Origin of the sequence: Pandoraea anhela (assembly GCF_902459655.1) — a bacterium.
Taxonomy (GTDB): Bacteria; Pseudomonadota; Gammaproteobacteria; order Burkholderiales; family Burkholderiaceae; genus Pandoraea; species Pandoraea anhela.
In genome coordinates this window covers 238,032-262,241 of sequence record NZ_CABPSB010000005.1, presented here as the reverse complement: position 1 = coordinate 262,241, position 24,210 = coordinate 238,032, and the positions used below count along the sequence as shown (strand labels likewise).

Sequence of the window (24,210 nt, the reverse complement as noted above, 5' to 3'; positions counted from 1 at the left end):
CGGCTGAACGGTCGCCGCCCGTGCGCGCTTCGGTTCCCCCTCGACAGCGCGCCCCGGGGACGGCCTCTCCGATTGTCGAAACCGATGGATGCCTTATGACTGTGACTGCCCCGCGCGCCCAACTTTGTATCTGGACGAATATCGATCCGGCCTTCGAAGCGGATTTCAACCGCTGGTACGACCGCGAACACATGCAGGAACGTGTGGCGATTCCGGGCTTCCAGTTCGCCCGCCGTTTCAAGGCGCTGCACGAGTGCGCCCGTCCGTATCTCGCGCTCTACTGCACGCAAGACGCCGCCGTCTTCACGAGCGAGCCTTACGCTCGGGCGTTCCACCATCAGACCGAGTGGTCGCTACGTAACTTCGCGCGCATGCAGGGCACGCAGCGCCGAGTCGGCACGCTCGACGTGGAGGCCGGTGAAGGTCAGGGCGGCGTGCTGGCAGCCTTCGTGCTGACGGAGGCGGCCATGGCGCAGGCCCGCGCGCGTCTGAACGCCCAACTGTCCGAGGTGGCGCAGGGCGACGGTATCGTGCGGGCCACCCTGCAAGTGACCGTGCCCACGCTGTCGGTCTCGCTGACGGCCAGCGACGCCCCGCTGCCCCCCGCCGACGCCGTGGTGCTCATCGAGGGCACCGACCCGGACGCCGTACGCACCGCCGCCGAGACACTTGCCGCCACCCACGGCGTGCCTGCCTCTGACGTGACGTGCTTCGCCATGCTGTGGCGCCTCGGCGCGAGCGGCGACTAACGACGTCGCGCAGCCCATCTACGGGGTCGGCCGGCTCGGCGGACCTCGCGCACCTGGTGCACCTGATGCACCTTTGGAGACATCCATGACAACGTATTCGAATACCCGCGACGCACGGGAAAACGGCGCAACGCAAGGCGCGACAAGCACCGGGCAACACGCCGGACAACAGGCCGGGCAAGGCGCCCACAAAGGGCGTCTGGCCACCGCCAGCATGGTCGGCACCACGCTGGAGTGGTATGACTTCACCGTCTACAACACGCTGGCCGCTCTGGTCTTCAACCACTTGTTCTTCCCGTCGGTCGATCCGCTCGCGGGGACCATCCTCGCCTTGTCGACGTACGCCGTCGGCTACGTTTCGCGCCCGCTCGGCGGCTTTGTGTTCGGCAATCTGGGCGACAAGATCGGACGTCGTGCCGTGCTGGTGCTCACCCTCGTCGTGATGGGCCTGACCACCGGGCTGATGGGCTTGTTGCCCACGTACGCGTCGATCGGCATCTGGAGTCCGGTACTGCTCGTGGCGTTGCGCTTCGTGCAAGGCGTGGCGCTCGGTGGCGAATGGGCGGGCGCCGTGTTGCTGTCGGTGGAGCATGGCGATCAGACAAAGCGCGGGCTGAATGCGTCGTGGACGCAGGTCGGGCCGTCGTTCGGCACCTTGCTCGCCACCGGCCTGATCGCGCTCATTACGCTGTCGATTTCGCCGGACGACTTCCTGTCGTGGGGCTGGCGCGTGCCGTTCCTGCTGAGCCTCGTGCTGGTGGCCTTCGGTCTGTGGGTGCGTCGCGGTGTGGAGGAAACGCCCATGTTCGAGCAGATGCAGCATGCGGACCGTCAGGCGGACATGCCGATTGCGGATGTCTTTCGCCGGCATTGGCGCAATCTGCTGGTCGCCGGCGGCTCGCGTATCGGCTCGGACGTGCTCTACGCACTGATGGTTGTCTTCACGCTGACCTACGTGACCGGCACGTTGCATCTGTCGCGTCCACTGGCGCTCACCGCCGTGCTGGTCGGCACCGCGTTCAACGCGCTGACGGTGCCGCTGTTCGGTGCGCTCTCGGACAAGCTGGGCCGCCGTCCGGTCTATGGCTTCGGGGTGCTGTGCGCCGTGATCTGGGCATACGGTTTCTTCGTGCTGCTCGATACGTCGAGCCCGGCGCTGATCGTGCTGTCGGTGGTCGTCGGTCTCGTGATTCACGCCATCATGTACGGTCCGCAGGCGGCGTTCGTCACCGAACAGTTCCCGACGCGCGTGCGCTATGCCGGCTCGTCGCTGGCTTACACGCTGGCAGGCATTCTGGGAGGCGGCTTCGCACCGCTCATCATCGTGAGTCTGTACAAGGAATACGGCACGACGCTCGCCGTGTCGTTGTACGTGACGGCGGCGCTCACGGTCACGGCCATCGCACTCTTCGCCGCGCGTGAGACGGCGCACAAACCGTTGCGTGACTGATGTCGCGAAGCGAAGGCCGGGCGCGACGCCTCGCTTATTGCGCCGGCGACGCGCATAACTCCGCCAGCCCGGCGAGATCCCCGCGCTGTGCGAGTTGATGGACGTGATGAGCGAAGCCATCGTACTGCGGCGCCAGCGTGCTCAGGTTACGCGCCCAGTCCATCAGGTCGGTAATCGCGCCCATCGCAATCAACTGGCGGGCTTCGACCAGCAGGTCGCGCGACGGACGCACGAGCGCGGCGCTGCCCTGATCCGCGTCGGTGTCGGCGGGGCCGGTCCGCTGGAGGTTGAGCAGGCGCGCCAGCGTGTGGCGCAAGTCGGCGAGTTCGACAGGTTTGAGCAGGCATGCGTCGTACCCGCCCATTTCACCGCCGGCCTCGCTGCCTGCCACGACCTGCGGCGAGGCGGACACGGCCAGCACCGGCACGTCGGGCCAGCGGCGTCGTGCGGCGCGGGCGACGGCAAGACCGTCCGCGTTGGGCATCATGTGGTCGGTCAGCACCAGATCCGGCTGCGTCTGCTTCGGATTGCCCAGCGCGGCGATGAGTGCGACCCCGTCACCGAACGTGCGCACGGAAAAGCCCAGACTGGCGAGTTCGTCGTGCAGGAATTGCCTGATCTCGGGGGAATCTTCGGCGAGCCAGATGTGACGGCCGGTGCCGTCGAGCGGTGGCAGCGCGTGCGTGGCGCCCGCGAACGACTGGGGCACGAGATCGGCTTCGCGCGCCACGCGCAGCGGCAACGTGAACGTCACGCGTGTACCGATATCGGGCGTGCTGTGAACGGCGATGGTGCCGTTCATGCGCTCGATCCACTGCTTGACGATAGCCAGGCCCAGACCGACGCCCGGCAGACGACGCGCGCGGTCGAGCCGGGCGAACGGTTCGAACACACGCGGCAGGTCTTCCTTCGCGATACCGCAGCCGGAATCCTCCACGCCGAAACTCACATGCACGATGTCGGCGCGCGTGGCGTCCGGCGTCGCACCCAGCGATAACGTAATCGTGCCGTCGGCGGTGTACTTCGCGGCGTTGTCGAGCAGGTTGCCGAGGATCTGACGCACACGTTTGGCGTCGAAGGCGAGCAGCGGCGGCAACGGCGCGCGCACGTCGAGCAGGAACGCGTTGTCGTGCTTTCGCGCGAGGCTCATGCCTTCGTGCGCCATGCTGTCGATGAACGCATGTGTGTAGACGGGCGCGACGTGCAGCGAATCGGCCGCGCCACCGCCCGCGTACTCGATCAGATCGTTGATCATCGCGAGCATGTGATGTGCGCTGCGCCGGATGATGCGGCCACGGTCGGCGTCTTCGCGGCCACCGGACTGGACGAGATCCGCGAAGCCGATGATGGAGGTGAGTGGTGTGCGCAAATCGTGACTGATGCGCGCGAGGAAGTCGCTCTTGGCGCTGTTGGCTTCGTCGGCGGCGATGAGTGCGGCCTGCAATTCGCGTGTGCGCGCGTTCACGGCATCGGCCAGCCGCGCCTGCTCTTCGCGACGCGTTTGCAACACCTCGCGTTGTGCGGCGCGCTGCTCGCGTACGAGTTCGCGCGAGCGTCCGGCAACGATGATGGTCAGCATCAGCAATACGGAGATGTTCGTGCTCCACGCCATCGCGGTATTGGCGAGCCACTCCTCGGGCAACAGGCCGTTGATGATCGCCAGCCGCCAGAACAGCACGATGCAGCCCGGCGAGAACGACAGCAGGCTAAGGCGGGCGTTCTTGCAACCGCGTCGCCAGCCGTCGATCAGCGAGACGACCCAGATGACATTGAAGATCGTCAGCAACTGAAGATGGGTAAAGGCGGCCACGCGGTGATCGCCCAAGAGTACCCATACCGACATGCCGCCCATGAGGCCGATCATGGCGCGGTAGATCCAGCGCCACAGCGTCACGCCGTTCAGGCCCGAGAAGATCATCAGCATCGCGCTGAACGCTCCGGCCGTCAGCGTCGAGAAGAAGCTCGGCGCTCGCACGATGAATTCGCCGCCCTGTGGCAGCAGGAAACGATACAGAAAGCCCTGAAACGCCATGTCTTGCGCGACCTGCGTGACGGTCGTGATCGCCAGGAGCACGAAGACCGGGTCGCGTCGCGCAATGCCGAGCACGCACGCGTAGAGGCCGATGGAGACCATCGAGCCCGCGAGCAGCATCGCGATCATCGCGTTGTGCGCCTCGGCCATGCGGAAGTCGTCCGGACGCCACAGACGTGGCACGAGGCTTACCGACGAGCGCGTCTCGACCCGCACGAGGAACGTCATGCGTTCGCCCGACGCGAGCGTGATGGGGAACACGGAGGTCTCGGAGGCGACCGGATGCCGTTCCAGCGGCACGGTGTGCCCGGCGAGCCACGTCACGCTCGGCTGCGAGGCGCCCGGCGCCATCAGATAGAAGCGAACGTCCTCCAGACGCACGATGCCCACGCTCAACCAGCGTGTGACCGCTGCGGCGCCCGGGTTCTCGACGCTGCCCGCGAGCCAGAACGCCGAGCGGCTGTAGCCGGCGTTGAGCATGCGCGGCGCGACGTTGCGCCAGCCGGGCGCGGCGATCGCCTGCGCGGCGTCGAGGCGACGCGTCGGGTCTTCGAGCATGCGGAGCTGCGTGTCGAGCTTGAGCGGCGAGGGCGCCGTGGTGAGGTCGATGCTCGGGAGGGCGGAAGCGAGAGCGGGCGCATCGACGGGCGCGCGAACCGTGCCGACCGATGTCGCTGTGGAGAGCGACGTCGAGGGCGAAGTCGAGGGCGCAGTTGGTGGTGCAACGGGGGGTGCGGTCGACGTCTGCGTCGATGCGGTCGCTCGGGACGCGGCGCCGGCGCGCAGCGGCAGCCCCAGCGCACCGAGCATGACGAGCACGAAGCACGCAAGGAGGACGCAACGGACGCTACGGACGCTACGGACGCTACGGACGCAGAGGACACCATGGGCGCGGGTGGCGCGGGTGGCAAGGCAGGCGATCCCGGTAAAGCACGCAAAGACGCTGAACGCGATCAGGGGGGCGATCCGGGCAGTGCGCGGGCAGTCCGTGAGTGCGCTCATGGCGACGGGCGTCGATGGCGAGACCCCGACGTCGACGGTCCGGCAGCCGGTTCGCCCCCGTCTGCCCGATGGCGCAGCGCTCATGGTTTGGGAGGCCTATCGGGCCTATCGGGACTGTTGGGACCGTTGGGACTGCCGGGGCTGTCGTGGATGAGCGAGGTCTGTGCACCTTGCTCACGGAAGCCGCTGGGCGGCATGCCGAAGCGCTCGCGGAACGCCGTCGCGAAATTGGCGGCGCTGGCGAAACCGACAGCCCCCGCAATATCCTGCACGTCGAGCGAGGTCTCCGAGAGCAGACGTCGCGCTTCCTTCATGCGTTCTTCGCGCAGGAAGTCGAAAACCGTCACGCCGACGCAGCGCCGGAACGCGAGATTGAGTCGGCGCGTGTTCGTGCCTACAGCGCTGGCAAGCCCGGCGAGTTCGGGCGTGGTGTTCAACTGATCGAGCAGCAATGCGCGTGTGGCGCGAAACAGCACGGCGTCGAGCGTATGGGCCTGCACCGGCAGTGGCGCGAGCCTGTCGCTCTCCCCGCCGACGCCGGCCGAGGCCGGATGAGCAGCATGAGCGGCATGCGTTGGGGCGGGCGCCGTCGTCTTGAGATGGATCGACAGCCGCAACCGCACCTCTTCGAAGTCGTACGGTTTGGTCACGTAATCGACCGCGCCGGCCGTGAGCCCCGCAACGCGTTCGCCGGGCAGCGCGGCAGCCGTCAGAAAGATCAGCGGGATGTGACGGGTGCCGGGATCGGCTTTGAGCAGACGGCACGCGCCGAGACCGTCGCAGACCGGCATGCGGATGTCCATCAGGATAAGGTCGGGCTGTACCGTACGCGCCTTGGTGTAGCCGTCGCGGCCATCTTGCGCGATATAGACCCGGCAGCCCTGCTGGCTGAGAAAGTCCATCAGCAGCATGCGGTCTTCCTGATTGTCGTCGACGACGAGCACACGCATGCCCGATAACTGGCGGGCATGGGGCGAGGCGGGCCATGAGCCCGTCGGACGGGGAGACGTCGTGGCGGGCGCGGCAAACGACTGCGGGGGCAGGTGACGATCGCTCATGATGGTCGCCATTCTTTCACATTCGCCCGGGCGCGCCGCGCCGATTCGGTGCGAAGGGCGGGGGGCGGGAAATAAATTTCCGTCGGGCAAACGTCGGATGCCGTCGGGCAAAGGTGCGCTCAGCGCGGGACGGATCGGCTCAGGTATGGTCAACCGTCGGGTTCGCAGCGGCGACGATCGGCGTGTAGGGGATCGGGGGGTCGTCTGCCACCGGATGCGCCGCACCGCGAGCCCGGCCCCCCGGGGGGCGCCGGTGCAAGCAGGGGCCGCGGCGAACGCGACGCCTTGCCGGTCTGCCTTACTCCGGGTTCGTCCAGACGACGTTCGCGCCGACCGAGCAGAGGTTCTCCACAAAGTGAGGGTGCGCACGACGGATCGGTTGCGCGTTCTTGATGGTGGACTGCCCGTCGATGCTGGCTGCGACCATCAGCAAGGCGATCGCCACGCGGATGATGTACGGACTCTCGACAACCGCCGGTGAGAGCGGCACGCCACCGAACGTGATCAGCCGATGCGGATCGGACTGGAATACGTGTGCACCGAACTTCGACAGCTCCGTCGACCAGCCCATCGCGCCGTCATAGACCTTGTTCCAGAACATGGCGCTGCCTTCGGCCTTCACGCCCAGCGCGATGAAGATCGGCAGCAGGTCCACCGGGAAATACGGCCACGGCGCGGCTTCCACCTTCGTCAGAATATTCTGCGTGAACGGCGTCTGCACCTTGAGCTTGCCTTGCGCGGTTGCCGTGGACCAGCCGTCGCGATGTTCGACCTTGATGCCGAATTTCGCGAACGTACGGTCGATCAGCGGGAACTGCTCGGGGGCCGAGTTCTTGACGGTGATTTCGCCGCCGGTGATCGCCCCCAGCGCGAGGAACGTCGTGATTTCGTGGAAGTCCTCGGCGAAGCGGAATTCGCCGCCGCCGAAGCGCTCCACGCCTTCGATGGCGAGTTGCGACGTGCCCACGCCTTCAATCGGCACCCCGAGCATCTGCATGAAGCGGCAGAACTCCTGCACGTGCGGCTCGGAGGCGGCGTTGTTCAACTGCGAACGACCCTTGGCGCTCGCCGCGCACAGCACGAAGTTCTCCGTGGTGGTCACCGACGCGTAGTCCAGCCAGTGATGGATCGCGGGGCGCGCTTCGTCCGCATGAATCAACAGCGAACCCGCGGTGCGCTCGACACGTCCGCCGAAATGGCGCAGCACTTCGATGTGCGGATCGATCTCGCGCACGCCGAGGGTGCAACCCTTGATGTTGTCTTCGATGCGCGCGACGCCGAAACGCGCGAGCAGCGGCGGCACCAGCATGATCGACGAGCGCATCTCTTCGGGCAGATGGTCCGTGCGCGGATCGAACCGGGTGTTCAGGTGATGGACTTCGAGGATCCCGGCGTCGAAATCGACGCTGACATCGCTGCCGAGCTGGCGAAAGATGTCGAGGATCTTGCGAACGTCAGTGATCTCGGGCACGCCGACGAGGCGCACGGGCTGATCGGTCAGCAGCGTGGCGCACAGTACCGGGAGAACGGCATTCTTGTTGGCGGAGGGAGTGATGCGGCCGCGCAGCGGCTGGCCGCCGTGGACTACCAGATGGGACATGGGCTTCCTTCGGGCTTCGTGCTTTGTAATGACTTCGTACACCAGCGGGGGCGAAAGTGGCAGGCGGGCCACGGGCCCGTCGCGATCAGGCGCAATATACCCCGATTTAGGCATCCGTCTCATGCAACCCTCGCGTACGTGGTGAGATTGCTGCGGCGGTTGGCAAACCAAAGGCCGGGCATGTCGCGATACTAGACGGTGCGACGGCGCCCGGGATGCTCGATCCCAAGCGGGCCTGAGCGGGCCTGAGCGGTTCGGGCCGCGTTCAGTCCGGCTCCGTCTCGCTTGGTGTTCTCACGCTCGCCAGGCGGCGCCCGGGGCGTGCGTTGCACTATGACGCTGACGACGCTGCGGATGCCGCGCCCGCGAACGCTTCGGCAAAGATGGCGCGAAAGTCCGGCGTCTCGGCGGCGGCGGCACGGGCGAGCACGCGCGCTTCGAGTTCGTCGAGGTGGGCGCTCGCCAGCGCAATCGCTGCCTGCGTCTTGCCGTCGCGCAGTTGGTCAACGAGCCGGGCGTGCTCGGTCGGGGCGCAATGCATGAACTCGGCCGGGTCGTAAAGCGCCTTGTACAACTCTGTCTTGGCGACGAGCTGCTGTGCGAAGGCGTCGAGTTCGGCGCTTTGCGCCATGCCGATCAATTTCAGATGGAACGCTCCCGCGAGCCGGATGGAGCGCTCGTGCGTGCCGTCGGCATGCGAGCGCGCTTCGGTGGCGACGTGCGCGTCGAGCACCGCGAGTTGTGCGTCGTCCAGCGTGCCGCAAAGGCTCGCGATCACGCCGGTTTCCAGCACGCGCCGCGCGCGGTACGTCTGACGAATGTCGTCGAGCGACGGCTGCGGCACGAACGCGCCGCGATTGGGTTCGAGCACCAGCTTGCCTTCGAAGCCGAGCCGCGCGAGTACCTTGCGCACCGCACCGCGCGTGCAATCGAACGCCTGCGCCAGATTGCGCTCGCGCAGCGGCATGCCCGGCCGGAGCTTGCCCGAGAGCAACGCCTGCGAGATCGCCGCGTAGACGCGCGCTTCGATCTGCTGGCCGGCACTGCCCGGGGCGCCGTCGTCGCCGCTCGCGGAGACGGCGCGGGATTCGTCGTCCGGCCTGGCAGTAGCCGGGGCGAGCGGGGGCGAGGGCGGTGCGGCGGTGCGGCTCAAGCCGGATCTCCTTGAGGTTGGCGGATCGCGTGGGTGTGGGGCGCATTGTACCCGCGCCGTCGCCTTCGCCGTCAGGGCGTCGCCTTCCCATGACGTCAGGCCGACGGGAGGCCGCGCAGACGTCGTACAGACGTCGTACAGCCGTCTCTCTAACCCTTGAATTCCGTCCTCCGACGCGCACGGTCTTGCATTTCGGCAAATCGTTACCGATAATGGTCAACAAAAATGGTTAACCATTTAATTGTGTTTGGTTGATGATATGTCGCTTCGAGACGACATGCCACGACGCCGGACGCCGACGAAATGGCCGAAACCATCGGGCTGCCACGATCGATATCACTCACCTGAGTGCGCCATCGACAGCGCGGCGGCCCCGTGAATCCTTTTGGGTCTGGAGACGTCATGAAACCTGTACATTGCCTGGCCGCGCTTCCCGTCGCGGCGTTCTACAGCGGCGGTTGGCTCGCCGAGCACGTGGGCGCCCGACTGGCCGGCCTGCCTTTTCTGATGACATGGAACATCGTCTGGTTGCTGCTCACGTCGGTGGTCATGGCCGTGATGTTGCGCTTCGACGGTTCGCGCGATGCCGAGCGTCGTCACGATCGCGACGGAGCCGCATCATGAACGTCGCGCTCGCCGTTATCGTGGCGTTCCTCGCATTTGCGCTGTTCGTCGGGGTGCGCGCACGGCGCGGGCGCACGATGAGCCTGGAGCAATGGGCCGTCGGCGGTCGCGGCTTCGGCACGCTGCTCGTCTTCCTGCTCATGGCTGGCGAGGCGTTTTCGACGTTCACGTTTCTGGGCGCCAGCGGATGGGCGTACAGCAAGGGACCGCCCGCGTTCTACATCCTCGCCTACGGGGCGCTGGCGTATCTGCTCGGTTACTGGATGCTGCCCGCCGCATGGCGTCACGCGACGAAGCATCACTGCGTGTCGTTCTCCGACTTCTTCGCCACGGCGTACCGCTCGCGGGCGCTCGGGGTCGTCGTGTCGGTGGTCGCCGTGCTGGGCATGAGCGCGTTGCTCATCATTCAGTTGCGGGGGCTGGGCATCATCGTGTCCGAAGCGTCGTACGGCACGATTCCGCCGGCGCTCGCGATCTGGTGCGGTGCGATTGCAATGGTGGTCTACATCACGGTCTCGGGCATCCACGGTTCCGCGAGCATTGCGATTTACAAGGACATTCTGATTCTCGTGATCGCGGTGTTCCTCGGCGTTTACCTGCCGCTGCATTATTTTGGCGGTTTCGGCGAGATGTTCGACCGCATCGAGGCCGCCCGCCCGGGCTTCCTGCAAATGCCCACGAGCGGGCTGACCCTGTCCTGGTATAACTCGACGATTCTGCTCACCTCGCTCGGCTATTACCTGTATCCGTATGTCTTCACGTCGGTGTATGCCGCGAAGACCGAGAGCGCGGTGCGCAAAAATACGATCCTGATGCCGCTGTATCAGATGGTCATCGCCTTCATGTTCTTTGTCGGTTTCGCGGCAATTCTGCAAGTGCCCGGACTCACGGGCGCGGATTCGGATCTGGCGCTGCTGCGCATCGTCAAGCAGACGTTCTCGCCCTGGTTCGTCGGTGTGATCGGCGGTGTGGGGGTGTTGACCGCGCTGGTGCCGGGTTCGATGATCTTGCTCAATGCATCGACGCTGATCGCCAAGAACATCTATCGGGACGGGTTCGCGCCGCATGCGAGCGAAGCGTTCGTCGGCAAGCTCGCCAAGCGTGTATTGCCGGTGTTCGGTCTGGTCGCGGTGGGCTTCGTGCTGCGCGGCGGCGCGACGTTCGTGGCGCTGGCGTTGTTCGCGTCGAGTCTGCTCACGCAGTTGTTCCCGTCGTTCGTGGCGAGTCTGCTGCCGCGTCCGTTCGGTAACAAGTATGGTGCGTTCGCCGGCATTGGGGCGGGCGCGCTCGTGCTGCTCGCGGCGGTGGGGTTCGACGTCAATCTTCGTACGCTGCTGCCGGGCGCATCGGATACCGTGGCGTCGATCAACATGGGACTGGTCGCACTGGCGGTCAATGCGTCGACGTTTGTGGTGGTGAGTGCGCACACACGGTCGCGCAATGTGGAAGCGGGAATGTTGAGGAAGTTATGACGACACTGGAAATCTGCAACGCGCGCGGGCTGGACGGCGCGCCGCTGGCCGTGCGGGTCGAGCACGGCAGGATCGCGGCGATCGGGCCGGCGCTGCCGCCGCCGACCCCCGCCGAGGTCGTGGTGCATCGGATCGACGCGCGCGGTGCCTTGCTCATGCCGGGCCTGGTCGAATCGCACACGCACCTCGACAAGACCACCTGGGGCATGCCGTGGTACGTCAACGAATGCGGCTCGCGGCTCATCGATCGTATCGACAACGAGCGTGCGTGGCGCGCGGCGAGCGGGCACGATGCGGGCGCGGCGTCGCTCGCACTCGCTCGCGCGTTCCTGGCGGCGGGCACCACGCGTTTGCGTACGCACGTCGACATCGATACCGAGGCGGGCCTGCGGCATCTCGATGGTGTGCTCGCCACGCGCGAAACGCTCTCGGATCGGCTCGACATGCAGATCGTGGCCTTCCCACAGTCCGGGGTCCTTGATCGCGCAGGCACCGTCGATTTGCTCGACGCCTCGCTCGCACGCGGTGCGGACGTGCTCGGCTGGCTCGATCCGTGCGCCATCGACCGCGATCCCCGGGCGTCGCTCGATGCGATGTTCGCGCTGGCCGACAAGCACGGCTGTCCCGTCGATATCCATCTGCACGAACCGGGCGAGATGGGCGTGTTCTCGTTCGAGCTGATGCTCGAGCGTGTCGCGGCGCTCGGCATGCAGGGCAAAGTCGTGGTGTCGCACGCCTTCTGTCTGGGCGAACTCGATGCGGCGTGTGCCGATGCGCTGCTCGCGCGTCTTGCCGATGCCGGTGTGGCGCTGATCACGACCGCGCCGCCCTCGCGCGTCGTGCCGCCGCTCATGGCATGCCGCCGCGCGGGTGTGCCGCTCGCGGGCGGTAACGACGGCATTCGCGATACCTGGACGCCTTACGGCTCGCCCGACATGCTCGAGCGCGCGATGATGATCGGCCTGCGCTACAACCTGCGCCGCGACGACGAACTCGATATCGCGCTCGATTGCGTCACCCATCAGGGGGCGCGCGCGTGCCGGTTCGAGGACTACGGCCTGCATGTCGGTGCGCGTGCCGATCTCGTGCTCGTCGACGCCATCAATGCCGCGCAGGCCATCGTGACCCGAGCGCCGCGTCGCTGGGTGGTGGCCAATGGTCACGTGGTGGTGAGCGAAGGCGTGGCGGTATGACGCTTTGGCTGGCCATCGTCGCGGTCGGACTGACGCTGCGCCCGACGCTCACGTCGATCAGTCCGCTGCTCCCGCAGATCCGCGAGGCGACGGGAATGACCTATCCCGTGGCCGCGTTGCTCACGTCGCTGCCGGTGCTGGCGATGGGGGCGGGCGCGTTCGCGGCGAACGGACTGACGCGGCGTTTCGGCGAGCGTCGCGGCGTGCTGCTAGGACTGGCGGCGTTGGCGCTGGCGTGCGGCGTGCGGTGGGTGGCCGACGATACCTTCACGATGCTTGCGACGGCACTGGCTTCCGGTGTCGGCATCGCCATCGTTCAGGCATTGCTGCCCGGTGTGGTGAAGGCGAATTACAGCGCGGCGCGGATGACGTCGATGATGGGGCTCTATTCGGCGGCGCTCATGGGCGGTGGCGGGCTTGGCGCGGCGGCGAGCCCCTGGGTGGCGGCCGAGGCGGGTGACTGGCGTGTCGGACTGGGGATGTGGCTCGCGCTGGTCTGCGCGGCCGCGTTGGCGTGGTGGCGCGCGCCGCTGGCGCGATCCGCCCGGTCGATGGCGACGGACGCAGACGCTGCGTCGGTGAGTTCTCTTGGTGCGCTCAGTCCGGTGAGTGCGACCGACGCGGCGCCACCGGCGACGGCGCAGGCGCTGCGCGCCGCATGTTATGCCGCAACGGCGCGCATCGCCGCGAATGCGCCCTCGATGTTCGACCTGTTGCGCAAACCGCGTGCGTGGACGCTGGCCGTGTACTTCGGTCTCATCAACTGCACCTACACGACGATGGTCGCCTGGCTGCCGCCCTTTTATCAACAGCGCGGCATGAGTGCGACGCATAGCGGCGCGCTGCTCGCCGGGCTGACGGCGTGTCAGGTCGTCGCGGCGCTGATGTTGCCGTGGCTCGCGCGCCGTCACGTCGACCGGCGTCGCTGGCTCACGCTGGCGCTTGTCGCGACGTTGGGCGGCCTTGCGGGGCTCGTCGTCGCGCCGGACGCCGCGCCCTGGGGGTGGATCGGTGGCGTGGGCTTCGGTCTGGGCGGTGCCTTTTCGCTCGGGCTGGTGCTGGCGCTGGATCATCACGCGCATCCGCGTCATGCGGCGGTGCTGGCGGCGTTCATGCAGGGGGTGGGCTTTTGCATTGCGGCGCTCGCACCGTTCGCGACCGGGGCCGTGATGGCGGCGACGGGGAGTTTTCTGCCATCGTGGATCGGACTCATCCTACTCAACGTCGCGCTGATTGCCTTGACATGGCGCTTCGATCCCGAGGGGTATGCCGCGGCATCGGGCTTGTCGCGCGATGCACCGCACGCGCGGCATCGACGCGCGTGAGGCATGGCGGTGGTCGAGACGAACGGGCGCGAAGCGATAGAAAAAGCAACGCCCGTGAGCGCGAAATGCAAGCGATGCGTTGCGCACGCGAGACATGTGCAGACGACGCAAAATTCATGCGAGCGCATTCGCAATCCGCGCTAAGATGGCTCATCGTGTGATGTCGCAGCGGGGCGTCGTCGCGAGACCGTTGCCCCGGCTCAATCTGATCCCTCGGTCCTTCAGATCATTTCGGACTAGCGCCCTTCGGGCCCAGGTTGGCCGCGTGCTGCCGGATACCAGGGGAGAACGGATGCTCGGAAAGTCGCGCAGGGCCGTGGGACGATCGTTCGGGACGCTACGCGTCGCGCTCGGTGCCTACAGCGTCGGCGCGTCCCCGTTCACGACGCTTCCAGCGACACTTTCCGCCAGACTTCTCTCTCGCGTCTTCACGGCCCTTCCTGGCGCGCTTTTTACGACGCTTTTTACGACGCTCCTCACCGCGCTCCCCACCACGCTCCCCACCACGCTTCTCACTGCCCTGATTACGACCTTCCCGGCCCAGGTATCGGCTGCCGACCCGGCCGCGTCTGCCGCGTCCGCAACGGCTGCGCCCGCGCCTGCGTCCGGCACATCCTCTGCGGCATCCTCCGCGTCCATGGCGACAGGCTCGGACCAGCGCGTGCTGCGTAGCGACGGGGCGTACGCCAACCTCCACGTCTTCCGCCCTCCCGGCGCCTGCAACGGGGTCGCCGTGCTCAGTCCCGGCGCGGGCGACGACCGCGATGCCCTGTCGTGGCTCGGCCGTGCGCTCTCGAAGTACGGCTGGCTCACCGTGACGATGGCGCACAAGGAAAGCGGGCGCGACTCGTTGCGGGACCGGGTGCGCAATGGCGGTTTGCGCGACGGTTTGCTCGCACTCACTACGGACCCCGAAGCGTACGACGACCGCCTGGAAGATACCGGCGCCGCCTTGCATTGGGCGCGCGGCCAGTGCCGCTCGGGGCCGGCGGTCTTCGCGGGGCATTCGATGGGCGCCGTGACGGTGATGATCGAAGCGGGCGCGAAGAATACGCTGGGGCTCGATAGCGACGACCGCTTCGACGGGTACATCGCGCTCTCGCCTCAGGGCAAGGGACCGATCTTCCCGGCGGGCGCATGGCATGACATCCGCAAGCCCGTGTTGCTCGTGACCGGGACTCGCGACGAGCCGCTCGAAGGCAAATGGCAGACGCGCACCGAGCCCTTCGCCGACATGTCGCCGGGGTGCCATTGGCTGGCAGTCGTCGATGGCGCGACGCACTTCAACTTCGCCGGCTTCGGTTACGGACACGGCGATATCGAAGCGAAGGTGCTGCCGTTGATCCAACGCTTTCTCGACAATCTACGCGGCCATCGATGCAGCGTGCCGTCGCCGACGGCCGGCGTGAAGTTCGAGACCAAATAGGGCAGACCATGGCCGAACAGGACCTTACGCGCGGCCCGATCGGCAAGACCCTGTTCTGGTTCTCGCTGCCGGTGCTGGGCAGCAACGTGCTCCAGTCGCTCAATGCGTCGATCAACGCCATGTGGATCGGCCATTACCTTGGTGAGTCGGCGCTGACGGCGGCGTCCAACGCCAATATCCTGCTGTTCTTCCTGCTCGGTGTCGTCTTCGGCATCAGCATGGCCAACACCATCCTCATCGGTCAGTCCATCGGCGCGCGCAACCCTGTGCTCACGAAGCGCATCGTCGGCACGAGTGCGACGTTCTTCGTGCTGATGTCGGTCGCCGTGTCCGCACTCGGTTACGGCTTCACACCCGAATTGCTGGCGGCGCTCGGTACGCCGAATGACGCGCGCGAGTTCGCCGTCGCCTATCTGCGCATCATCTTCGTGGCACTGCCGGTGATGTACTTCTACAACTTCGTGATGATGGCGCTGCGAGGCGCGGGCGACGCCCGTACGCCGTTTCGCTTCATGCTCTTGTCGGCGGGGCTGGACATCGCGCTCAATCCCTTGCTTATCTTCGGCTGGGGGCCGATCCCGCCGTTCGGCATTGCGGGGTCGGCGGGCGCGACGCTCATTGCGCAGACGCTCAGTCTTGCCGCGCTGATGTACACCTTGTACCGGCGCCGTGATCCGCTGTGGCTCACGCGCGAGGACTGGCAGTACCTGCGCATCGATATGGGATTGCTGCGGCTGATCGTGGTCAAGGGGCTGCCGATGGGGTTGCAGATGGTGGTGATTTCGTCGTCCGCCATGGTCATGATGGGCTTCGTCAACGGTTACGGATCGCAGACCACGGCCGCTTACGGCGTGGCGTCGCAATTGTGGACCTATGTGCAGATGCCTGCGCTCGCCATCGGGGCGGGCGTGTCGTCCATGACGGCACAGAACGTCGGCGCCGGGTTATGGGAGCGCGTGACGAAGATCGGGCGTGTGGGCGTGGGGCTCAACGTCGTCATGACCGGTGCGCTCGTCGTCGCCATTGTGCTGTTCAACAGGCAGTTCATGAACGCCTTCCTGCCGGGGGACGGTTACGCCATCTCCGTGGCCCAGCACATCAACGCGATCGTGGCGTGGTCCTTCGTGCTGTTCGGTGTGACCATCGTGCTCTTCGGTGTGGTGCGGGCGACAGGGGCGGTCACGGCGCCGCTCGTCATCCTGTTCGTCTCGCAGTGGGTGATTCGCTTGCCGTTCGCATGGCAGATGCAGAAGACGTGGGGAGCGGAGGCGATCTGGTGGAGCTTCCCGCTGGGGTTCGCCGTCTCGCTCGTCATGGCGCTGGCGTATTACAAGTGGGGGCATTGGCGCGGGGTTCGGATGCTGCCGAAGACGCCGTCCGCCGTCGCCCTCACCGAAGACGCGGCAAGCGCGGCGGCAGGTCCTGCGCCGGTACCGGTCGTGGCGTCACCGCCCGCGGCCGCCTCTGCCGATCAGCCACCGCGCGACCCGCGTTCCTGACATCGCGGGCGCCGGTTCACTGCGCGTTCGCGATCCATGGCGACGCCGCTTCCACCAGCGCCTCACGCAACCATGTCAGCAGGGCCTCCTTCGCCGGATTCGCGGCGAACGGTTCGCGCGAGAGCGCGACGTAGCCCGAGCCGTCGCGGATGAATCCATAGGGGGCGACGAGGCGTCCTGCGCTCAGTTCGTCGCTCACCATGTAGACCGATCCGATGGCCGCACCGAGTCCGGCACCGGCCGCTTGCAAGCTCAGATAGAAGTGTTCGAACGGCGGCGTGTTGGTATGCGTCCCGAGGCAGGGAAGCCCCGGCGTCGCTTCGTGCCGGGACGCGTTCATTGCCCGCAGCCAGTCCTGCCAGGCGCTCGGGCGAGTGCGTGTGCCGAGCGCATTCACCTCATGGCTGGCGAACGCGGCGGGGAGTCCGACGGGGCCGATCCATTCATCTGCGAGCGGTTCGGCCGCGAGGGTGTGTCCCCAGAAGAAGTCGTTGCGACGGATGGCGACGTCAACCTTGGCGCTGTCGAAGTCGAGCGGCCCGCCGGCGGAGTGCAGATGCAGGGCGATATCGGGGTGCGCTTGGGCAAAAGCGCCGAGACGCGGGATGAGCCAGCGCATGGCGAGCGTGGGCTCGCAGGAGACGACGAGCGTTCGGGAGGCGGCGCCCGGGTGGAGGCTGGCGACGGTTGATGCGAGCTGCTCGAACATTTGCCGGGTGGTGGCGTGAAGGCGAGTGCCGGCGGGGGTGAGGAAGACGGCGCGGTTACGGCGTTCGAAGAGAGGGAGGCCGAGGGCGAGTTCGAGGGAACGGATTTGCCGGCTGACGGCGCCGTGAGTGACGAACAGCCGCTCGGCGGCGCGGGCGAAGCTGAGTTCGCTGGCGGCGACGTCGAAGACCTGGAGGGCGTTCAGGGGGAGAGGGCGCTTCATGCGTGAGAAATTATCACGGATGGCGAGGCAAAAACATCGTTTTCGGGTGAAAAAAGACTCGGCAAAATGCCTTCGAAATGTCAGGGCGAAAAGATTGAAAGATTGAAAGATCGAAAGATCGAAAGTCGAACGCCGAAGGGGATAGGCGGCGGGTTGGAGAGGTCCCGGTGCCGAATTAATGAGTGAGAAAATATCATGCAAGAGTTGTTGGCGGTCATGACGATCACGGTACTGGCGGTCGTCAGCCCGGGGGCGGATTTTGCGATGGTCACGCGTGAGAGCTGGCGTCACGGCAGGCGCGCGGGGCTATGGGCGGCGTTGGGGATCGCGGCGGGCGTGCAGGTCCATGTGGCGTACACGTTGGTCGGGGTGGGCTTGCTGATCGCACAGGTGCCTTGGTTGTTCACCGCCATCAAGTGGATCGGGGCGGCATACCTGATCTACATCGGATGGCGGACCCTGCAGGACCGCTCGCCCGTGGTGGACGTGAGCGAGGAGTTACCATCCTCAACGTGCGTTGAATCGAACGATGCCGGTGGCGCCCGCTGGCGCGACGCCATGCAAGCCTTCCGTACCGGCTTTTTCACCAACGCGTTGAACCCGAAGTGCACCCTGTTCGTGGTGAGCACCTTCACGCAGGTCGTACACCCGGGCACGGGCTGGGCGTTGGGGCTGGCTTATGGAGCGTTCATGTCCTTCGCTCACTGGGTCTGGTTCAGCCTTGTGGCGCTGGGCTTTTCGGCGGGATGGATGCGTGCGGCAATGGTCCGGCGGCAGCGACTCGTTCGCCGGACCATCGGTGGCGCACTGATGACGCTGGGCGGATTACTGGCGATGGCGAACCGTTAATGAGTCGAAACGCCGACGGTGGGTCCGCGATTTGGGGATGGACGAAACGAACGTATGGCGACTTCTGCGAAGTTTTTCCGTGAATGACGGGAAAATGGCGAAAGAATGCCGAGGAAGTGGCGGAAAAGCGGTCGAAAAGTGGTGAAGTGGCGGTGGCGTAGTGCTGAGCGGCGGAGCAGAAAGGCAAGGAAATCCTTTCATTCGTTGCGCTGGTCACAAATAGTCACAAATTTATGACGCGCCGCAAGCACCGTCACAGCAGACGATAGGGGTAATGTGAGTACCCGCTTCGAAGGTTTTGCCGATGCATCTTTAGTCAATCGGTAAATGAACGGGTAAAATTGCGCGTTCGGCGCACGCTGGCTACGGTCGGCACGCGCGTTACATGCCCTTCCCATTGCCGATGGAATTCCTGCTTAACGCGGTTCCCCGCATGATTTCCCACCGTGCCCTGCGCCTGGCGCTCGCCAGTGCGCTCAGCGTCTGCGCGCTCGTCTCGGGCGCGGCGCATGCCTTTTCGTTCGACGACGTCGCCAAGCAAGCCCGCACGCTCGCGAACAGCCGCTACAAACCCAAGGATCCGAATCTTCCCAAGGAGCTTCAGAACCTCACGTACGACCGCTATCGCAATATCCGCTTCAAGCCTGAAAAGGCGTTGTGGCGTGCGCAGAAGCTGCCGTTCGAGCTGATGTTCTTCCACGAAGGTTCGTATTACGACCGTCCCGTCAAAATCAATGAACTGACGGGCAACAGCGTGCGCGAAATCCGCTACAGCCCGGACATGTTCGACTTCGGCGCGCTCAAGATCGACCCGAAACAACTGCGTGGCCTGGGCTTCGCAGGGTTCCGCATCCATTTCCCGGTCAACACTCCCAAATACAAAGACGAAGTCATGGTCTTTCTCGGCGCGAGCTATTTCCGCGCGCTGGGGAAAAATCAAACCTACGGCCTGTCCGCCCGTGGCCTCGCGCTCGATACCGCGCTGAACTCCGGCGAAGAGTTTCCGCGCTTCACCGAGTTCTGGATTCAGCGTCCGGCGCCCGGCGCCAAAGAACTGATCATCTACGCGTTGCTCGATTCGCCGCGCGCCACCGGCGCGTATCGCTTTACGCTGCGCCCGGGCGCGGACACCACCGTCGACGTCAAGTCCGAATTGTTCCTGCGCGAGAACGTGACCAAGCTGGGCATCGCCCCGCTCACGAGCATGTTCTTCTTCGGCGAAAACCAGCAGGCGCCCGTGCCCGACTATCGCCCCGAAGTACACGATTCCGATGGCCTGTCGATTCAGTCCGGCACCGGCGAATGGATCTGGCGTCCGCTCGTCAATCCCAAGCGGCTGCTGGTGTCGTCCTTCGCGCTGTCCAACCCCGCGGGTTTCGGGCTGATGCAACGCGACCGGGACTTCAATAACTACCAGGACCTTGAGGACCATTATGAGTCACGTCCGAGCGCCTGGGTGGAACCCAAGGGCAAATGGGGACAAGGCCGCGTAGAGTTGGTGCAAATTCCCACGCCGGACGAAACCAACGACAACATCGTAGCCTATTGGGTCCCCGATGCGCCGCCGAAGCTGAAGCAGCCTTATGCGCTCGAGTATCGGCTGACGTGGCAAAAAGATAATGAAAAACGCCCGCCTTTGGCGTGGGTGACGCAAAGCCGCCGAGGTCACGGCTACCGGGGAAAACCAGACGACAGTCTGCTGTTCGCACTCGATTTCGAGGGCCCGTCGCTCAAGAAATTACCGGACGACGCCAAGGTCGAGGGCAATGTGTCCATCGACGGCAACGGCAAGATTCTTGAAGTGCAGACGCAGCGCAATGACGTCACGGGAGGCTATCGCGTCATGCTCCGCATGCGCCGCCTCGATTCCGAGAAACCCGTCGAAATGCGCGCTTACCTGCGCAACGGCAGTAACACCCTATCCGAAACGTGGAGCTACCTGTTACCCCCCGAGTGAGCGAGCGCTCCGATATTCCGGTCGATGAGCTTTATGTCGACCGGCTGCCCCTGCCCGCCGAGAAACGTCGCGCCCTGCTTGCACAAGCGAAGCGCGACGGTGGCGATTCGCTCGACATCCTGACCCGCCTGCAGCGCTTGCTCGCCGCACGCGGTGCCGGTGTCGCCGGCGAGGGGACGCCGTGCGCGAACGAAGCGTCTGCCGCCGTGGCCGACGGCACGGCCGCCACTGACGCCTCCGACGCCACCGACACCAGGATGCAGGCAGACCGGCAACCCGATGCGACTGTGACCGCCCCTTTGGTGGCCACGGCGACATGGCACGCCCATGACCTCGCGGAGATCGAGTCCGACAGCGATGCCGTACTCGCGTCGCAGCCCGTACGTCTCTCGTTGACCGAGGGCGGCTCATTGGCCGCTGCGGCCGGACTGAACGAAGTGCGCGGCGTGCAGACGTTGCGCGTGGCGCCGCCGGTGCGGCGCACGTCGCTTATCCCGCGTGCGTGGTCGCTCAATCCGCTCGCGCGCTTGTGGCGCAAGATCACCGGGCGCGCGGACCCCGATCCGCTCGTGCGCGACGCCCCCGATCCGAAAGGGAAATGGTCGCAGGCGGGCCGCCGCCGCCGCTGGATGCTGCTCGCGCTGATGATCGCGCAGACGGCGCTTGCCACGCACTTCATGGCGTCGGTGTTGCCGTATCACGGCGCCGACCCGCTGGAATTCTCCGTGCTCGTGCTGTTCGTTCTGCTGTTCGGCTGGGTGTCCGCCGGATTCTGGACGGCCATCTTCGGCTTCTTCGTCCTGCTCGTTGGCGGCGAGCGCCACATGATCTCGAAAATGGCGGCGGGCGACGCGCCCATCGCACCGCAAGCGCGCACCGCCATCGTGATGCCGATCTGTAACGAAGATGTCGGCCGTGTGTTCGCCGGTTTGCGGGCGACGTACGAGTCGCTCGCGAAGACGGACTCGCTCGAGCGGTTCGACTTCTTCATCCTGTCCGACTCGAATGAGGCGGACAACTGTACCGCCGAGGTCGATGCCTGGCAGGCGTTGTGCCGCGAGGTCGACGGGTTTGGTCGCATCTTCTATCGCCGGCGCCAGCGCCGTGTGAAGCGCAAGAGCGGCAACCTCGACGACTTCTGCCGTCGATGGGGCAGCGACTACCGGTACATGATCGTGCTCGACGCGGATAGCGTCATGAGCGGCGAATGTCTGACGAAGCTGGTGCGCATGATGGAAGCGCATCCGAGCGCCGGGCTGATTCAGACCGCGCCGCTCGCGGCGGGGCGGGAGACGTTCTACGCCCGCTTGCAGCAGTTCGCGGGACGCGTGTACGGTCCGCTGTTCACCGCCGGCCTGCACTACTGGCAACTCGGTGAGTCGCATTACTGGGGCCACAACGCCATCATTCGTCTGAAGCCCTTCATGGAGCACTGCGCACTCGCGCCGCTGCCGGGCAAGGGGGCGATGTCGGGTGCGATTCTGTCGCACGACTTCGTGGAGGCGGCGCTCATGCGGCGTGCGGGCTGGGGTGTGTGGATCGCCTACGATCTGCCCGGTAGTTACGAAGAAATGCCGCCGAACCTGCTCGACGAACTCAAGCGCGACCGACGCTGGTGTCAGGGCAACCTGATGAACTTCCGTCTGTTCCTCGCCGAGGGCATGCACCCGGTGCATCGCGCCGTGTTCGTGACCGGTGCGATGGCCTACGTGTCGGCGCCGCTGTGGTTCATCTTCCTGATTCTTTCGACGTGTCTGCTCGCCAAGCATACGCTGGTCGTGCCCGAGTACTTTACGGCGCCGCGCCAGTTGTTCCCGGTCTGGCCGGAATGGCATCCGGAGCGCGCGCTGGCCCTGTTCTCCGCGACGGCGACGCTGCTCTTCCTGCCGAAGATTCTGGCGGTGCTGCTGATCTGGGTGAAGGGCGCGAAGCGATTCGGCGGCTGGTTCGCCGTGACGGTGAGCATGTTCATCGAGATGGTGTTCTCGGCTGTGCTGGCGCCGGTGCGCATGCTGTTTCACACGCAGTTCGTGCTGGCGGCGCTCACGGGAATCGCGATCCAATGGAAGTCGCCACCGCGCGAGGACGCGGAAACGCACTGGGGTGAAGCCATTCGCCGTCACGGTCTGCAAACGCTGATCGGCATGGGGTGGGGCGGTATCGTCTACTGGCTCAACCCGGACTTTATCTGGTGGTTGATGCCCATCGTCGGCTCGATGATGATCTCGATCCCGGTGTCGGTCTTCTCGAGCCGGGTCTCGCTCGGTCGCGGCCTCAAGCGCGCCCGCCTGTTCCTGATTCCGGAGGAGTCGTGGCCGCCGAAGGAACTGCGCATGACGGAGAAGTACACGGCGGAGACCGGCAAGCACGTCAATTTCGTCGACGCGGTGGTGGACCCGATGGCCAACGCGCTCGTGGCGTCGAGTGTGAAGCCGACGCTCGACGACGTGAAGCGCGATACGCTGCGCGCCGGCCGTGTCGAGACGGCGTTGCTCAGAGGCCCGACCAAACTGACCAACACGCAGAAGTGGGAACTGCTCAACGATCCACGCGCGCTTGCAGCACTCCACCTGCTCGTGTGGACCGATCCGCGCGCCCACCCGGAATGGTGCGAGGCGCGCGCCAACGGACTGTCGCAGGCATTCCTCGCGTCGGCCTGAGCCGGCGTTCCGTGTTCGATCCGCGCCCGATAACGAAAACGGCAAGGCGTCGCCTTGCCGTTTTCCTTTTCGCGGACCACGCGTCTTTTGCCGTCCGGGCGCCGCCGTGGACGCCCGGCCCGGCGCCCGCCCGTCAGCGTGGCGGCAGGAAGTCGCTCGGATTGAACGGCGTGCCTTTCTGACGCACTTCGAAATGCAGCTTCACAACACCGTGTGAATCGGTGTCGCCCATCCTGGCGATCGTCTGCCCCTTCGCGACGCTCGCGCCTTCCTTGACGAGCAGCTCGCTGTTGTGGGCATAGGCGGTGAGATAGCCGTTTTCGTGCTGCACCATGACGAGGTTGCCGTAGCCGCGCAGGCCATTTCCGGCATAAACCACTTTCCCGGCGGCGGCCGCGTAAATCGGATCGCCGACCTTGCCGCCGATATCGATCCCCTTATTGCTGCTGCCGTTGAAATTGGCCAGCACCTTGCCGGTGGCGGGCCACGTCATCGGGATCTTGTTGGTGGCCGTGCGCGGGGCAGCGGGCGCCGGCGCGGGTCTCGGCGCCGGTTTTGCCTGCGCGCGCGGCCGTGCGGCTGCCGACGGCGTGCTGCCGCCCGAAGCGGCCGACGGTGCGGGCGCGGGGGACGCCCCGGCCGGCGGCACCACGCGCAGCACTTGGCCTACCTCGATCTTGTCGGCGTCGGCCAGATTGTTCCAGTTCACGAGATTCGCAGTGCTGGTGTTGTTGGCGCGCGCAATGCCATACAACGTGTCGCCGGACTGAACGCGATAGCTGCCGGCAGGTACCGGGCCATACGTGGGTGAGCCCGCACAGGCGGCCAGTGTGGCGCAGACGGCCAGACTGATCAGATGGGCGCGGCAACGCGCGATCCAGTGGGACTGACCGGGCGTGCGAACTTCGGTTTGCGATCGCGACAACCGTAGCGATCGGGAAAGACGATTAGGCTCCATCCGTGGGCAGGTAAAAAAATCGGCAGGGCGAGGCCCGCTGGTGCTCGGAAATCGCGGCGAACCGGACACTCGGCCGGTCTGTGCGTCGAATAGGGGAAAAACGTCAGGAAACGGTTTCAGACAGCACAAAACTCGGGTCGGGCGCGCAATGACGGCATGGGCGCGGGACAAAACGCCATTGTACGGGCACCGACAGGCCGTCGGACACCCGAAGAGTGCCCAAATTCCCCGCTATTTGCGGAATTTGTTACTTATTTTGCGGTATTTCCCCT

Annotated in this window: 17 protein-coding genes; 11 read left to right on the top strand and 6 right to left on the bottom strand. The window is 65.7% G+C overall.

What is annotated here, in order from left to right; genetic code table 11:
* Nucleotides 1-95: 95 nt before the first annotated feature.
* A complete protein-coding gene (locus PAN31108_RS10080; protein WP_150668715.1) occupies nucleotides 96-749 on the top strand; it encodes a DUF4286 family protein in 654 nt (217 codons plus the stop codon).
* Nucleotides 750-834: 85 nt separating this feature from the next.
* Entirely contained in the window at nucleotides 835-2,199 is a 1,365-nt protein-coding gene (locus PAN31108_RS10075) for an MFS transporter (RefSeq protein ID WP_150668714.1), read from the top strand.
* A 34-nt stretch (nucleotides 2,200-2,233) separates the two neighbouring features.
* Here the strand turns inward: PAN31108_RS10075 and PAN31108_RS10070 are convergent, their stop codons facing one another.
* The 4 genes from PAN31108_RS10070 to PAN31108_RS10055 all read right to left on the bottom strand — a co-directional run bounded on the left by PAN31108_RS10070 (nucleotide 2,234) and on the right by PAN31108_RS10055 (nucleotide 9,044).
* Complete coding sequence (locus PAN31108_RS10070) at nucleotides 2,234-5,041, bottom strand: hybrid sensor histidine kinase/response regulator (RefSeq protein WP_246183880.1); 2,808 nt, start codon at nucleotides 5,039-5,041, stop codon at nucleotides 2,234-2,236.
* 272 nt (nucleotides 5,042-5,313) lie between these two features.
* Entirely contained in the window at nucleotides 5,314-6,183 is an 870-nt protein-coding gene (locus PAN31108_RS10065; protein WP_246183879.1) for a response regulator transcription factor, read from the bottom strand.
* A gap of 406 nt (nucleotides 6,184-6,589) precedes the next feature.
* Entirely contained in the window at nucleotides 6,590-7,891 is a 1,302-nt protein-coding gene (locus PAN31108_RS10060; protein WP_150668711.1) for a UDP-N-acetylglucosamine 1-carboxyvinyltransferase, read from the bottom strand.
* A gap of 331 nt (nucleotides 7,892-8,222) precedes the next feature.
* Nucleotides 8,223-9,044: a GntR family transcriptional regulator gene (locus PAN31108_RS10055; RefSeq protein WP_246183869.1), complete on the bottom strand. Its 822-nt coding sequence runs from the start codon at nucleotides 9,042-9,044 to the stop codon at nucleotides 8,223-8,225.
* A gap of 402 nt (nucleotides 9,045-9,446) precedes the next feature.
* Here PAN31108_RS10055 and PAN31108_RS10050 point away from each other — a divergent pair, with 402 nt between their 5' ends.
* The 6 genes from PAN31108_RS10050 to PAN31108_RS10025 all read left to right on the top strand — a co-directional run bounded on the left by PAN31108_RS10050 (nucleotide 9,447) and on the right by PAN31108_RS10025 (nucleotide 16,583).
* Complete coding sequence (locus tag PAN31108_RS10050) at nucleotides 9,447-9,668, top strand: DUF3311 domain-containing protein (RefSeq protein ID WP_150668710.1); 222 nt, start codon at nucleotides 9,447-9,449, stop codon at nucleotides 9,666-9,668.
* Nucleotides 9,665-11,140 carry a sodium:solute symporter family protein gene (locus tag PAN31108_RS10045; protein WP_150668709.1) on the top strand — a complete coding sequence of 492 codons (1,476 nt, stop codon included), beginning with the start codon at nucleotides 9,665-9,667 and terminating at the stop codon, nucleotides 11,138-11,140. Before PAN31108_RS10050 ends, PAN31108_RS10045 begins: the two co-directional genes overlap by 4 nt.
* Nucleotides 11,137-12,333, top strand: coding sequence for an amidohydrolase family protein (locus PAN31108_RS10040; RefSeq protein WP_150668708.1), 1,197 nt, complete (start codon nucleotides 11,137-11,139; stop codon nucleotides 12,331-12,333). The genes PAN31108_RS10045 and PAN31108_RS10040 overlap by 4 nt, the downstream gene beginning before the upstream one ends.
* Nucleotides 12,330-13,658 (top strand): MFS transporter, encoded by a 1,329-nt coding sequence (locus tag PAN31108_RS10035; RefSeq protein ID WP_150668707.1) that lies wholly within the window; start codon nucleotides 12,330-12,332, stop codon nucleotides 13,656-13,658. Before PAN31108_RS10040 ends, PAN31108_RS10035 begins: the two co-directional genes overlap by 4 nt.
* Before the next feature lie 637 nt (nucleotides 13,659-14,295).
* Nucleotides 14,296-15,084, top strand: a complete 789-nt coding sequence (locus tag PAN31108_RS10030) for an alpha/beta hydrolase family protein (protein WP_150668706.1) — start codon at nucleotides 14,296-14,298, stop codon at nucleotides 15,082-15,084.
* An 8-nt stretch (nucleotides 15,085-15,092) separates the two neighbouring features.
* The gene (locus PAN31108_RS10025; RefSeq protein WP_150668705.1) at nucleotides 15,093-16,583 is read left to right on the top strand and encodes an MATE family efflux transporter; all 1,491 of its coding nucleotides are present in this window, start codon (nucleotides 15,093-15,095) and stop codon (nucleotides 16,581-16,583) included.
* Between the two features lie 16 nt (nucleotides 16,584-16,599).
* Here PAN31108_RS10025 and PAN31108_RS10020 read toward each other — a convergent pair whose 3' ends face one another.
* The gene (locus tag PAN31108_RS10020; RefSeq protein ID WP_150668704.1) at nucleotides 16,600-17,514 is read right to left on the bottom strand and encodes a LysR family transcriptional regulator; all 915 of its coding nucleotides are present in this window, start codon (nucleotides 17,512-17,514) and stop codon (nucleotides 16,600-16,602) included.
* Between the two features lie 195 nt (nucleotides 17,515-17,709).
* Between PAN31108_RS10020 and PAN31108_RS10015 the strand changes: the two genes are divergently transcribed.
* The 3 genes from PAN31108_RS10015 to mdoH all read left to right on the top strand — a co-directional run bounded on the left by PAN31108_RS10015 (nucleotide 17,710) and on the right by mdoH (nucleotide 22,980).
* Nucleotides 17,710-18,363, top strand: coding sequence for a LysE family translocator (locus tag PAN31108_RS10015; RefSeq protein ID WP_150668703.1), 654 nt, complete (start codon nucleotides 17,710-17,712; stop codon nucleotides 18,361-18,363).
* Between the two features lie 433 nt (nucleotides 18,364-18,796).
* Entirely contained in the window at nucleotides 18,797-20,320 is a 1,524-nt protein-coding gene (locus PAN31108_RS10010; RefSeq protein ID WP_150668702.1) for a glucan biosynthesis protein G, read from the top strand.
* 257 nt (nucleotides 20,321-20,577) lie between these two features.
* Nucleotides 20,578-22,980 carry a glucans biosynthesis glucosyltransferase MdoH gene (gene mdoH, locus PAN31108_RS10005; protein ID WP_150668776.1) on the top strand — a complete coding sequence of 801 codons (2,403 nt, stop codon included), beginning with the start codon at nucleotides 20,578-20,580 and terminating at the stop codon, nucleotides 22,978-22,980.
* Nucleotides 22,981-23,113: 133 nt separating this feature from the next.
* Here mdoH and PAN31108_RS10000 read toward each other — a convergent pair whose 3' ends face one another.
* Nucleotides 23,114-23,905, bottom strand: coding sequence for a peptidoglycan DD-metalloendopeptidase family protein (locus PAN31108_RS10000; RefSeq protein WP_246183867.1), 792 nt, complete (start codon nucleotides 23,903-23,905; stop codon nucleotides 23,114-23,116).
* Nucleotides 23,906-24,210: the final 305 nt, after the last annotated feature.